The 12,521-nt window shown below is 34.0% G+C and carries 13 protein-coding genes and 1 pseudogene; 8 read left to right on the forward strand and 6 right to left on the reverse strand.

The genetic code is table 11. The features are described 5' to 3' along the window. The coding region (locus Q0992_RS04095; protein ID WP_299520916.1) for a class I tRNA ligase family protein at positions 1-509 on the forward strand (509 nt) is incomplete at its 5' end. Between the two features lie 111 nt (positions 510-620). Here the strand turns inward: Q0992_RS04095 and Q0992_RS04100 are convergent. Then, a complete protein-coding gene (locus Q0992_RS04100) occupies positions 621-1,361 on the reverse strand; it encodes a GLPGLI family protein (RefSeq protein ID WP_299520918.1) in 741 nt (246 codons plus the stop codon). A gap of 187 nt (positions 1,362-1,548) precedes the next feature. Then, the gene (locus Q0992_RS04105) at positions 1,549-1,737 is read right to left on the reverse strand and encodes a hypothetical protein (protein WP_299520920.1); all 189 of its coding nucleotides are present in this window, start codon (positions 1,735-1,737) and stop codon (positions 1,549-1,551) included. A gap of 620 nt (positions 1,738-2,357) precedes the next feature. Between Q0992_RS04105 and Q0992_RS04110 the strand changes: the two genes are divergently transcribed. The 5 genes from Q0992_RS04110 (at position 2,358) to Q0992_RS04130 (ending at position 7,089) form a co-directional block, all read left to right on the forward strand. Further along, on the forward strand, positions 2,358-2,717 hold the full coding sequence (locus Q0992_RS04110; protein ID WP_299520922.1) for a hypothetical protein: 360 nt from the start codon (positions 2,358-2,360) through the stop codon (positions 2,715-2,717). A 357-nt stretch (positions 2,718-3,074) separates the two neighbouring features. Further along, a complete protein-coding gene (gene ald / locus Q0992_RS04115) occupies positions 3,075-4,178 on the forward strand; it encodes an alanine dehydrogenase (protein WP_299520924.1) in 1,104 nt (367 codons plus the stop codon). Positions 4,179-4,227: 49 nt separating this feature from the next. Then, a complete protein-coding gene (locus tag Q0992_RS04120; RefSeq protein ID WP_299520926.1) occupies positions 4,228-4,752 on the forward strand; it encodes a hypothetical protein in 525 nt (174 codons plus the stop codon). An 80-nt stretch (positions 4,753-4,832) separates the two neighbouring features. Continuing rightward, positions 4,833-5,528, forward strand: coding sequence for a zinc metallopeptidase (locus Q0992_RS04125; RefSeq protein ID WP_299520928.1), 696 nt, complete (start codon positions 4,833-4,835; stop codon positions 5,526-5,528). Positions 5,529-5,673: 145 nt separating this feature from the next. After that, the gene (locus tag Q0992_RS04130) at positions 5,674-7,089 is read left to right on the forward strand and encodes an FAD-dependent oxidoreductase (RefSeq protein ID WP_299520930.1); all 1,416 of its coding nucleotides are present in this window, start codon (positions 5,674-5,676) and stop codon (positions 7,087-7,089) included. Here the strand turns inward: Q0992_RS04130 and Q0992_RS04135 are convergent. The 4 genes and pseudogenes from Q0992_RS04135 to Q0992_RS04145 all read right to left on the reverse strand — a co-directional run bounded on the left by Q0992_RS04135 (position 7,067) and on the right by Q0992_RS04145 (position 10,311). Further along, complete coding sequence (locus tag Q0992_RS04135; RefSeq protein WP_299520932.1) at positions 7,067-7,555, reverse strand: hypothetical protein; 489 nt, start codon at positions 7,553-7,555, stop codon at positions 7,067-7,069. The two genes, Q0992_RS04130 and Q0992_RS04135, sit on opposite strands and share 23 nt — an antisense overlap. 204 nt (positions 7,556-7,759) lie before the next feature. Then, positions 7,760-8,428 (reverse strand): annotated as a pseudogene (locus Q0992_RS16855) (glycosyltransferase family 39 protein); the annotation flags it as partial. Beyond that, positions 8,425-8,895, reverse strand: coding sequence for an Lrp/AsnC ligand binding domain-containing protein (locus Q0992_RS04140; RefSeq protein ID WP_299520934.1), 471 nt, complete (start codon positions 8,893-8,895; stop codon positions 8,425-8,427). The pseudogene Q0992_RS16855 and the gene Q0992_RS04140, both read right to left, overlap by 4 nt. A 51-nt stretch (positions 8,896-8,946) precedes the next feature. Continuing rightward, positions 8,947-10,311, reverse strand: coding sequence for a saccharopine dehydrogenase C-terminal domain-containing protein (locus Q0992_RS04145; protein ID WP_299520936.1), 1,365 nt, complete (start codon positions 10,309-10,311; stop codon positions 8,947-8,949). Between the two features lie 80 nt (positions 10,312-10,391). Here Q0992_RS04145 and Q0992_RS04150 point away from each other — a divergent pair, with 80 nt between their 5' ends. Then, the gene (locus Q0992_RS04150; RefSeq protein WP_299520939.1) at positions 10,392-10,781 is read left to right on the forward strand and encodes a DUF423 domain-containing protein; all 390 of its coding nucleotides are present in this window, start codon (positions 10,392-10,394) and stop codon (positions 10,779-10,781) included. A gap of 63 nt (positions 10,782-10,844) precedes the next feature. Beyond that, positions 10,845-12,464 (forward strand): phosphoenolpyruvate carboxykinase (ATP), encoded by a 1,620-nt coding sequence (gene pckA, locus Q0992_RS04155; RefSeq protein ID WP_299520941.1) that lies wholly within the window; start codon positions 10,845-10,847, stop codon positions 12,462-12,464. Positions 12,465-12,521 lie beyond the last annotated feature (57 nt).

The following is a 12,521-nucleotide window of genomic DNA, read 5'->3' on the forward strand; positions in this document are numbered from 1 at the left end:
TGTATGTTGGTCAAGATGGTTTAAATGTCAATGATGCAGAAGCAACGAAAGACCATTTAAAAACCCTCCATAAAACCATCAAAAAAGTCGAAGAGGATATTGAGAACTTTTCGTTTAATACCTCGGTTTCGACCTTTATGATTGCTGTGAATGAATTAACCGCTCAAAAATGTACAAGGAGGTCGGTTTTAGAACCATTATTGATTTTAATTTCGCCATACGCACCGCATATAGCCGAAGAATTGTGGGAAAAGCTAGGGAATAACGAATCTATCTCAACAGCACCATTCCCTAAATTTGAGGAAAAACATTTGGTGGAAAGTTCTAAAAATTATCCAATTTCTTTCAATGGTAAGATGCGTTTCACACTAGAATTACCGTTAGATATGAGTAAGGAAGATATTGAAAAAACGGTTTTAGCGTACGAGAAAACTCAAGAGCAATTGCAAGGGCGTACTCCTAAAAAAGTGATTGTGGTGCCTGGAAAAATTGTAAATATCGTTGGGTAGAGCTTACTTAGAATAAGTCGTACAAGATCAACTTGAGTTGAAGTTATAACATATTCTATTCTTCACAGAATTCCTTTTCAATCGCTTTTGGTATTTAGGTTTTATTATCCCTTAACGCCTATTGTTCAAATCTTTAATGAGTAGTAAATAATCCTCCTCAGAAATAGTCTTTGGTGCTTGAGGTTTTTTGATTTTGATTTCGCTTTTTGGATTTAAATCAATTTCTGTTGCTATGTAATGGACTTTTCCCGATTCTAAGTTGGTAATCAACTCAAGCGTTAGTCCTGGGAGCCCATTAAATGTTTTAATTCCAAATGAGGTAGGTATGTCTGGGGTATACCATGCAACTACTGGTGCAATAAAGCCCATATCATGAAGCTGCTCAGCTATAATATTAGCTGTGGCTTTGTAACATATATATTTTCCAATTTTTTTCGATTCTTTTGTGAGTGTCCAATCAACATCACCTAAATCAACTAAGATACCTTCTGCAAAATATGGTTTAAAAAACTTTTCTTTAGTTTCTGAATTTGTATAGTAAACTCTTTCCTCTTGTGATATAATACTTGTCATATTCCACCCAAGGTTCATGCGATCAGTCATATCGTATTCAGACTTATATAAGGCTTGGTTTCCATTAATTAGTAAATGAAAATTCACAGGTTTTTTGTTAGATATGTCTTGAAGTTTCCATGTTTTGACATCTTCTTCAATTGTACTGTCATTAAGAATACGAAGTCTATAGTTTTCGTTGTCCAAAGTTGCTTTATAGACAATTTTAGCTTCAATATCCTGTGCGTGAGATATTAATAGTGTACTGAAGCATGAAAATAGAAGCATTAATTTTTTCATGGAGCAAAATTTTAAAATTAGTAATAAGAACAATAAACTGAGGATATTACAGGTTGATTGCAAATACATAACCAAGCCCGAAATGAATCGGGACTTGGCCATGAATGTTTCAATAAATTATTTGTAGCGCATGTATGTTACAATTGTTAAATAATCTAACGTCCATAATCTTTCCAACTATGTTTCATCATGCACAACCATCGTGTCTCATGCACCAACTAAACATATCGTAATTGTCAGGATACATTCTATCACATCTTTGGTAATACCATGCACAATCAAAACCATCTCTTGTAAGACTTTCTTCGCCTGCAAGAATAGATTTCAATTGTTCTTTTGATATAACGTTAAACTTTTTTAGACCAATTCTTTTCATATTTATAAGATTAATAAATTATGTTTGCCTCGAACTTTTTACGACTGTCAGGGTTTCAGCCTAGCTCCGCGAAAGCATTTTTATATTTTAAAGAAGAACATCTTTTTTGAGTATCTAATAGCATGTCATTTTCATGCTGAAATCAATCCTTAACAAATATCATAATTTGGCTATTGTAGCCTTACTATTAAGGTAATGAACAAACAAAAATTAACTTCAAAAAAAGTTAATTTAAAGATACGAAATCCACATCATTTCAGTAAGTTTTTCTCTACTTTTTTGACAGGCTTAAATAGTTTTTATTTAGTCCATTAACAGATTAAATTGAGCGAGAATACTTTCAGTATTTTTGTAATAAATACAGTATGTTCAGCTAGCTTATTTCTATTCCAAGATTTATCCTCTTGGAAAAGTATCCTACAAGTAAGTTAATATTTTGTTGTATTCTTACGACCCTAGGTGTTATCGTAATCAGTGATGATATAGAAAGGTGTCATTTTAAACAAGTTATGATAAAGAAAATTACTCATATCAGACTTCGATACTTAAATAAAAGGTTGTAAATTTTAAAACATGATTGTAGAATTAGTAAAAATGGTCAACTATAATGTAACAGGATTATGGCGCTAAGGCTAAAAAGGACACATAAAATTGGGATATTCTTTCTGGCTGTGTTCGTCATTAGTTTTTCACTTTTAGAGTTATTTGAAGAGCGTTTTAAAGAAGAACGATGGACAACCAATCCTGCGCAACGCTATAAAATGGTAGATGATCTTATAGAGTCGCAGTTGTTGATGTATAAGTCTAAGCTTGAGGTTAGAAAGATATTAGGTGAACCAAGTTCAAGCTCCAATGCGGAAAAGGATATATTCATTTATAGCATTGGAGACCTACCAAACTTCTTTAATTCAAGAAAGGAGCACCTACTTATCATTTTTGTCAATCAAAGTGTCGATGAAGTGACTTTAGCTTTTGAGTAGTTTTTGTCAGTTCGAGTGATTCTGATAGCCATCGGGATTGTATCGAGAACTTATCCATCCAAAAACCACATTTTTCACTTTATCGAAACTATACTACCTACGTCTATTGCCGTATTTTTTTGAAAATGAATGATTTATTAAAATATTCATAAAATAAACACCTTAAAATTAAAATTTCGCAAAAATGGGCTCAAATCAGTATTCAAATTTGGATACCTAAATTTTTTAATAGTATTTCATGGTGCTATTAATAACTCAAAATCTTACCATGAAATGAGCCTCAATGAATTAAGATGAATTCTAATTCACTTTTTGGCGAATTCCATTTGACAGATTTACCAAATTAAAAATTATCAAATGAAAATCGGAGTCCCAAAGGAAATCAAGAACAATGAAAACAGAGTTGGTATGACACCAGCTGGAGTTTTCGAACTTATCAAAAACAATCACACCGTTTACGTACAAAAGAATGCCGGTTTAGGCAGTGGCTTTTTTGATGAAGACTACGAAGAGGTAGGTGCTACCTTATTAGACAAGATTGAAGAGGTCTATGCTTCTGCCGAGATGATTGTAAAAGTCAAAGAACCAATTGCTGAGGAGTATGATTTAATTAAACCGCATCATGTGGTATTTACTTATTTCCATTTTGCATCAAGTGAACCTTTAACAAGAACCATGCTCAACAGTGAAGCCGTTTGTATCGCTTATGAAACAGTTGAAGATGAAGACGGTTCATTACCGTTATTGACACCTATGTCTGAAGTTGCAGGCCGTATGGCTATTCAACAAGGAGCTAAATATTTAGAAAAGCCAATTAAAGGACGTGGAGTATTACTGGGAGGTGTGCCAGGTGTACCACCAGGAAAAGTTTTGGTACTTGGGGCTGGGACCGTAGGCATTCAAGCCGCTAAAATGGCCGCAGGTCTAGGTGCGCATGTCACCATTATGGATATTAACATGAAACAATTGCGTTATGTCAATGATGTTATGCCTAATCACGTGGTGACTGAGTTTTCGAGTGAATTCAATATTAGAAATAGAATCAAGGATCATGACCTGATTGTTGGTGGAGTCCTAATTAAAGGAGCGAAAGCACCAAAACTAATTACTAGAGAGATGCTTAAGGATATGCGTCCGGGAACCGTCATTGTTGATGTAGCTGTAGATCAAGGCGGTTGTATTGAAACGACCAAAGCCACAACACATGAAGATCCTACTTACATCATTGACGATGTTGTGCATTACTGTGTTGCCAATATGCCAGGAGCGGTACCTTATACATCGACATTAGCCTTAACCAATGTGACTTTACCTTATGTCCTTCGATTAGCGAATCAAGGATGGGAAGTGGCCTGTGCTAAGGATAAATCGCTTAGAAAAGGATTAAATATCGTAAAAGGTAAAATCGTATACGAAGAAATTGCTCAAGCCTTTAACTGGTCTGTTGATGCCATGGCATAGACATCTTGTTTTTGACTATCTTTAATCTTATATAGGAATAGTCGATATTATGAATGTCTTTAAGTTTTTAATCTTTGTTTGTATAATCTCTAATGGTAATGCGCAGGAGGATGTTGCACTTAATTTTCCTAACGATGTTTTAGGAAGTTATAAAGGTGATTTAGTTATTAGAAATCCCAAGGGCACCCAATCTATTGGCATGGAATTCAATCTGCATGCTACAGATAGTATAGGCTATTATGATTATCAATTGGTTTATATTGCTGATGGTAAACGTCAGGAACGTAACTATAATCTAATTGTTAAAGATGCTGAAAAAGGGGAATATTTGATTGATGAAAATAACGGTATAGTATTAGGTGCCAATTTCTACGATAATACCTTGTATAGTGTATTTGAAGTTGAAAGCAGTTTGCTAACTACTATAGAGACATTTTATAAAGACCGTATGGAGTTTAAAATTATATTCTCTAACCTAAAAGAGAAGACGACTAATGAGTCTAGTGAAGACACTCCAGAAGTGTCAGTGTATCCTGTTACTGTGGTTCAAAAAGCCATACTGATGAAACAATAACTGACAAAATTTCTTAACGTTAATTTGGCGTACTATTTGCGGTTCATTTAGTACTTTTACAATACTTAAATTTAAAAACTATGTTAGGATATTATATATTAATTGGAGCCATAGCCTTAGTTAGTTGGATGGTAAGTAGTACACTAAAACGAAAGTTTGCTAAATACTCTAAGATACACTTACGCAATGGATTAAGTGGCAGAGAGATTGCTGAAAAAATGTTAGCTGATAACGGGATTTATGATGTTGAGGTGATTTCTACTCCTGGGCAGTTAACCGATCATTATAATCCAAAAAATAAAACCGTCAATCTAAGCGAAGCAGTTTATAATCAACGTAACGCAGCTGCGGCTGCAGTTGCAGCACATGAAGTGGGTCATGCCGTACAACATGCACAGGCTTATAGTTATTTACAAATGCGTTCGCAGTTAGTGCCAATCGTTAGTGTGACATCTGGCATGTCGCAGTGGGTTGTTATTGGTGGATTAGTACTTGGTGCTGCCGCAGGAGTCGGTATTGGATATTGGGTAGCGCTTGTTGGTTTAGCGATGATGGGCTTTGCTACTTTATTCAGTTTCATTACGTTACCAGTAGAATACGACGCGAGCAATAGAGCATTGGCTTGGTTAAAGGCTAAGAATATGGTAACACCCGAAGAATATAAAGGCTCTGAAGATGCTTTAAAATGGGCTGCAAGAACTTACTTGGTGGCGGCTATAGGTGCCTTAGCCTCTTTATTGTATTGGGCGCTACAAGTGTTTGGTGGTAGAGATTAATTTTGTGGAAATAGAATAAAAAAGCCTTGATGAAAATCAGGGCTTTTTTTAGTTCATAAGTTGATAATACTTACAAAAATTATGAAGAAGATTCTAGCCATTATTTGTGTATATTGCCTACCTAAGTTTCTGAAGTTAACCATTAATGAAAAAGGTTATAGTAATAGGTGCTGGTCCGGCCGGAATTAGTGCTTCTTATATGTTAAGCAAAAACAATGTGAAAGTTGAAATTTTTGAAGCTTCACCCTATGTCGGTGGTATGTCTAGAAGTTTTAATCTTTGGGGACAAACAGTAGATTTAGGACCTCATAGGTTTTTTTCAAAAGAACCCAAAGTAAATCAATTTTTTAATGAGGTATTAAAAGATGATTATACAAATGTAAGTAGATTGACCCGTATTTATTATAACAAGAGATTCTTTGATTATCCACTAAAGCTATTCAATGTATTTAAGAATCTTAGCATTTCTACTATTGTAAGTGTTCTTTACTACTATATTAAGCAACAGATTATTCCTATAAAAAACCCTCGTAGTTTTGAAGATTGGGTTACCAATAGATTCGGAAAAAAATTATACGGTATCTTTTTTAAAAATTACACAGAAAAACTTTGGGGTATTCCTGGTTCTAAAATTGATGCTGATTGGGCAGCACAGAGAATTAAAGGCTTATCTTTAATTGAGGCAGTTATAAATTCAATAAGGGGGAATAAAAATAATAAGCACAAGACATTAGTTGATCAATTTAAATATCCAAATGGAGGCACTGGATCTCTCTACAATAAAGCATTGGAACATATAGAATCCCATGGAGGAGTCATTTATATGGAACAACCGATTTCGAAGTTAATTATAAATAATAATGTATGTAAGGGTGTTGTTACTAAAGATGGGGAAGAGCATTATGCTGATTATGTTATTTCTTCAATGCCGATTACTAAATTGATCAAAGGCATTGACATTACACCAAAAGATATTTTAGACACTGCCAAAAAGCTTTATTTTAGAAATACAATTTTAGTTTATTTAGAAATTAACGACGAACATCTTTTTGATGACAATTGGATTTACATTCATGCTCCGAATGTGAAACATGGAAGAATAACCAATTTTAGGAATTGGGCACCTAGTCTTAATAAAGACAAAAAAAGTACTATTTTATGTATGGAGTTCTGGGCTTTTGATAATGATGACATCTGGAAAGCTGAAGACGAATACCTAGCAAGTATTGCCGAACAGGAATTAAAGGAAATAAAGCTTATAAGTGCAGATGAGAAGATTGAGAATGTACAGGTTAAAAGAGTGCCTAAATGTTATCCTGTCTATGAAACTGGTTATAAAGAACATCTTCAGATTATCGAAAATTATTTAAACTCCATTGACAACCTTATCCCTATAGGTCGATATGGAGCGTTTAAGTACAACAACCAAGATCATTCAATTTTAATGGGTATACTAGCTGGGGAAAACATATGTTATAATTCAAATATCAATCTTTGGGATATTAACACAGATACGGACTATCAAGAAGATGGAGAAGTTAAGGACGTTTTAATCCAATAAACGATTTGGTAGTACTTATAAAGTCAGATATTCCATAAAGTGAGATAAATAAATACAATGGTAAAACCGGAATTATAAAACGAGATGCTCCTAACGGTCCAGTTAATCCAGCTATATAAAGAATAAAACCAAATATTATCCATATAATGAGCTTACTTTGTTTTAGTTTTCGAATTAAAAACCATAAAAATCCTAAGAATTTTATAAGATTGAACAACAAAACTAAATTAAAACAGATAATGATAAGTAAAGGCTGAGTTTTTAAATAATCAATAGCACTCTTTAAGCCCCCTTCATTAATTTGTTTTAAAAGTCCTACTTCGTTTTTTACATCTGAATTAAGTTTAAAAAAATTAACCATGTCGAATCTTCCAGGGTCAATAAAGATTCTTACTGCCCCTTTTGCATGGAAAACTAAATAAGAAAGCAAATCCTTTTTTATATGATTAATTGCCGTTGATGTCATATAATCCAGTCTTTTTGAATAGTTGTTTATTTCCTGAGCTTCTTCTCTTATCCTAGTATTTATATTATTAGCATATGTTGTGCCATATTTATTAGTGTGGAAGTATTTGAGATTGTAGTTTACTAGATTGATCTGCTGGATGCTAGAAAAATTATAAGATCCTGTCCTGTTATAATTCCATTGACAATAGAGGAATACTACTAGTAAAGGTATTGAAGCATAGATTGTTCCAAACTTTAGATTTATACGTTTACACAATAAATAGGTCAATAAAATATTAGGTATAACATATAAATAAAAAACAGGCTTAGTGAGAAATAAAAGTATTACAAGTATTTGATAGTAGAGTAGGTATTTTAAAGACTTTTTATTTAGAAGTTTATTCAATACATACATAGATATTACAATTAAGAATTGTAAAAAAATCTCGCTCATAATGAAATTAGAATAAATAAACTGATTTAAAAACGAGAACGTAAACAAGAATAATAGAACATTATTGATATTACCAAAATAAGCCTTAAAAATGGACTTAATTATTAAAATACTAGATATTGACAACAAACTTTGAATACAAATCACTAAGGCTTTAGAATTTAGGAAACCAGAAAAAATAGTAATAAAGACAGCATATAATGGTGGCCTTTTAGTATAGGATTCTGGTTCGATAGTGGAATTAGGCCCTCCAATATGAAATTCAAAATTATTTAGAATATTTTTAGCAAGATTAAAGTATTCAACACTGTCGATCAGTACCAAATAATTATTTTGAATAATTCTGTAGATCAAAAAAAACAATTGAACACTTGTTAATGCTATAAGAAATTTGTCAATTTTAAATATTTCTTTCAAATCAGAAGATAAGGAACTCATATCTTAATTTGTCGGTTAATTTGTTGTTGAAGCGAAATAAAAGTTTCAGTCCTTGAGACCCCTTTAATGCCTTGAATTTGTGTGTTTAAAAGATGCATTAAATGCTCATTATCCTTTGAAAGGATCTTAATAAAAATACTCCATTCTCCAGTAGTATAGTGGCATTCAATGACTTCTGGTACGCGCTGTAGTTGTTTTACAGCTTCAGGATTGCTAACCGCTTTATCTAAATACACTCCAACAAAAGCCATTGTGGTGTAACCCAAAACTTTTGGGTTAATGATAAACTTGGAGCCAGACAACAAACCCGACTTTTCAAGTTTTTTAAGTCGTTGATGAATGGCAGCACCAGAAATGCCAACCTGTCGCGCAATTTCTAAAATCGGTGTTCTGGCATCCTCCATTAATGCTCTCAGTATTTTTTTATCAATACCGTCAATATATATCCCTTTATCGCTAACTTTCATGAAGAAGAACTTTAAAATTGAAAGTTAAAAATAAGAAAAGGATTATAAATTTTAAAGATTTAATGGGTTATAACCCAAATATGGTACTTCTTTTTCGTTAAATTGTACACCATAAATTTTTAGTTCCTTAAGAATAGGTGTATAAACTTCTCTTGAAATAGGAATTTGAACGCCAGGTGTTTTTATTTTGCCATTCAAAATATCTAAAGTGGCCATAGCGACAGGCAGACCAACGGTTTTTGCCATTGCTGTGTAAGTTTGATCTTCACCTACCACAACCATAGTAGCATCAATTTGATGTTTCTTTCCATCGAGTTCATAACCAAACTTATGATACATCACAATCATATCTTTATCGTCTTCATCCAATGTCCATTTATCCATCAATATTTTTGTTAGGATTTGTGCAGGCGTTGCCCTGTCCAATTCAACCATTTTATTAGGATTGAATATATCCAACTCTACTAATTTGTCCCATATAATATCATCTTGATCTATTTTTAAAGCATGTCTGAATTTTAATTCTACTGAATCTGTAGGACTGTAGGGTAGAAATGCATTGACGAAATCACGATAACTCATATTGGCGCTATCTTCAATCGTATAACTATCGTCAGTCATACCAAGTTGAACAAATATATGCCAGGCTTTACTAAAACCAACACGTCTCATCGTACCGCGATATAGCGTTCTGGCATCGTCAAGACCATATACATGCTGATACTTTAATGAATCTCTATTGGCGTAAGCTTCAAAACGACCATAGCCGTCAATATCTAAAAACTCAGTACGTCTAAATAGTCTGCCATATGGAATATATTTAAATTGATTTTCCTGTAAAAACTTGGCTGCTCCTCCTTGACCTGCCACTACCACATTCCTTGGATTCCACGTAAACTTGTAATGCCAAAGATTGTCATCGCTTTCTGGTGCAACTAAACCACCAGTAAAAGATTCAAATAAAATCATTTTACCGCCATTATCCCTGATACGATCAATAACTTGCATAGCGCTCATATGGTCAATGCCTGGGTCGACGCCAATTTCGTTCATAAAGACGAGGTTGTTCGCGCTCGCATCTGCATCCAAAGCTTGCATCTCTTTACTGATGTAAGAAGCCGTTACCATATGTTTCTTGTAAGTGATGCAATCCTTTGCCACTTCGATATGGAATCGTGCAGGAAGCATAGAGATAACAATATCAGTATTTTTAATGGCAGAAGTGCGAGATTCAGCATTAAAGACATCTAAATGAATAATAGTAACATTAGAGTGTTGACCAACAAGTTTTTTCGCATTTTCAATATTAAGATCACCTATAGTAATTTGAAGATTTTCAAGCTCTGATTTATCTAACAAATACTTAATAAGGTAAGATGATGATTTCCCTGCACCAATGATTAAAATCTTTCGCATAATGGCTTTATATGACTAATTTTGTAAGCACGAATGTAATAAATAGAAAAAGTAAAAGAAACATAAAAACGGTTTTACTTATGAACAAAAAATTACTCATCACAGGCTCAATTTTAGGGATTTTAGGTATAGTTTTAGGAGCCTTTGCTGCCCATGGCTTGAAGGAATTAGTAGATGCTGACGCTATAAAATCTTTTGAAACAGGAGTCCGTTATCAAATGTACCATGCGTTTTTGCTTCTTATACTTGGAGGCACTTCTTTTGTTAGTGCTAAAAGCAAAAAAATAATATTTTATATAGTAATCATTGGCTTAATTTTCTTTTCTGGATCTATCTATGGATTAGCGACAAATGAGCTCTCAAGCTTTGATTTTAAAACTATTGCAATGATAACACCAATAGGAGGTTTGCTTCTTATTGTAGCTTGGGTAGTGATATTAATCGGTATTATAAGAAATAAGGTCGATTAATGTCATTTAGCCGTGTATTTTTAAAATAAAGTTATAATTTTGCAGCTTAAACAACACAACAATATGGCTGACTATACATCTTCAACGAAAACGATTTCGTTAGAAAAATACGGCATTAAAAATGCCCAAATCCATTATCAATTAGAGCCCAAACAATTGCAAGCCATTACTGTAGAAAAAGGGATGGGCAAAGAAACACCTAATGGCACCTTAGCTATTAATACAGGGAAGTTCACTGGTCGTTCACCAGAAGACCGCTTTTTGGTAAAAGATGATTATACTAAGGATCGCATTTGGTGGGGAAAATCCAATAAGGCCATTTCACCTGAGCATTTCGATTTTTTACAATCTGAAGTTGAGAAATACCTAAGTGGTAAGGAAGTGTTTGTTAGGGATGGTTATGTTTGTGCTGACCCTAAATATAAAATGAACGTAAGGACGGTAACCGAATACCCATGGTCTAACATGTTTATTTATAACATGTTTTTAAGGCCTGATGAGGAAGAGCTAATCGACTTTGAAGAGGAGTGGCTGGTGCTATGTGCTCCAGGTTACGAATGTCCAAATCATGAAGCACACGGTTTAAGGCAAGGTAATTTCTCCATACTAAATTTCACTAAAAAGATTGCCTTAGTGGCAGGCTCCGCCTATACAGGTGAAATGAAGAAAGGTATTTTTACCGCCTTAAATTTTATTCTACCTGTAGAGAAAAACGTGTTGCCGATGCACTGTTCCGCAAATGTTGGTGAAGATGGAGAATCAGCTATATTTTTTGGTCTATCTGGAACAGGAAAAACGACCTTATCCACAGATCCAGACCGTCAATTAATAGGTGATGATGAGCATGGATGGACTGTAGAAAACACCATCTTTAATTTTGAAGGTGGTTGCTATGCCAAGGTTATTGACTTGTCAGAAGAAAAGGAGCCAGATATTTACAGAGCCATTAGACCAGGTGCTATTTTAGAGAATGTCATCTTTAAGGACAATGGTGAAGTCGATTATTTAGATAGTACCATTACACAGAATACGCGCGTAAGTTATCCCATTTATCATATCGATAACATAAAAACACCATCATATGCTGCTAACCCGAAGAATATTTTCTTCTTAACGGCAGACGCATTTGGTGTACTACCTCCAATATCCAAATTAACACCAGCACAGGCCGCTTATCATTTTATTTCGGGATATACGGCAAAGGTTGCAGGTACTGAAGCTGGAGTTGTAGAACCACAACCATCGTTTTCTGCATGTTTTGGAGCGCCTTTTATGCCTTTACATCCTGCAGAATATGCCGACATGTTGAGTAAAAAAATGAAGGAAGCAAATGTTAATGTATGGTTGATTAATACGGGTTGGACAGGTGGTCCTTATGGTGTTGGAACACGTATGAAGCTAAAATATACCAGAGCTATGATTACGGCAGCACTTAGCGGTGACTTAGGTGATTATACTTATGAAGATTATCATATTCATTCGGTGTTTGGTGTGGCACAACCTAGAACTTGTCCTGGTGTACCAACAGAGGTACTGAGCCCTAGAGCCACATGGAATGATGATAAAGCTTATTACGATATGGCATTTAAACTATCTAATGCCTTTAGAGAAAACTTTAAACAATTTGAATCTGGTGCCTCTGAAGAAGTTAGACGAGGGGGGCCACAACGTTATAACTATTAACGATATTAATCATTGACATAAAAAAAGCGATTCTAATTTTTAGAATCGCTTTTTTTA

Source organism: Winogradskyella sp., assembly GCF_028289625.1.
Taxonomy (GTDB): domain Bacteria; phylum Bacteroidota; class Bacteroidia; order Flavobacteriales; family Flavobacteriaceae; genus Winogradskyella.

Excerpts from the sequence above, each read along its gene's own strand:
- Q0992_RS04145 (WP_299520936.1), bottom strand. The coding sequence starts at position 10,311 with ATGCGAAAGATTTTAATCATTGGTGCAGGGAAATCATCATCTTACCTT.
- Q0992_RS04105 (WP_299520920.1), bottom strand. The coding sequence starts at position 1,737 with ATGAAAAGAATTGGTCTAAAAAAGTTTAACGTTATATCAAAAGAACAA.
- Q0992_RS04150 (WP_299520939.1), top strand. The coding sequence starts at position 10,392 with ATGAACAAAAAATTACTCATCACAGGCTCAATTTTAGGGATTTTAGGT.
- pckA (WP_299520941.1), top strand. The coding sequence starts at position 10,845 with ATGGCTGACTATACATCTTCAACGAAAACGATTTCGTTAGAAAAATAC.
- Q0992_RS04125 (WP_299520928.1), top strand. The coding sequence starts at position 4,833 with ATGTTAGGATATTATATATTAATTGGAGCCATAGCCTTAGTTAGTTGG.
- Q0992_RS04135 (WP_299520932.1), bottom strand. The coding sequence starts at position 7,555 with ATGACATCAACGGCAATTAATCATATAAAAAAGGATTTGCTTTCTTAT.
- Q0992_RS04120 (WP_299520926.1), top strand. The coding sequence starts at position 4,228 with ATGAATGTCTTTAAGTTTTTAATCTTTGTTTGTATAATCTCTAATGGT.
- Q0992_RS04140 (WP_299520934.1), bottom strand. The coding sequence starts at position 8,895 with ATGAAAGTTAGCGATAAAGGGATATATATTGACGGTATTGATAAAAAA.
- Q0992_RS04100 (WP_299520918.1), bottom strand. The coding sequence starts at position 1,361 with ATGAAAAAATTAATGCTTCTATTTTCATGCTTCAGTACACTATTAATA.
- Q0992_RS04130 (WP_299520930.1), top strand. The coding sequence starts at position 5,674 with ATGAAAAAGGTTATAGTAATAGGTGCTGGTCCGGCCGGAATTAGTGCT.
- Q0992_RS04110 (WP_299520922.1), top strand. The coding sequence starts at position 2,358 with ATGGCGCTAAGGCTAAAAAGGACACATAAAATTGGGATATTCTTTCTG.
- ald (WP_299520924.1), top strand. The coding sequence starts at position 3,075 with ATGAAAATCGGAGTCCCAAAGGAAATCAAGAACAATGAAAACAGAGTT.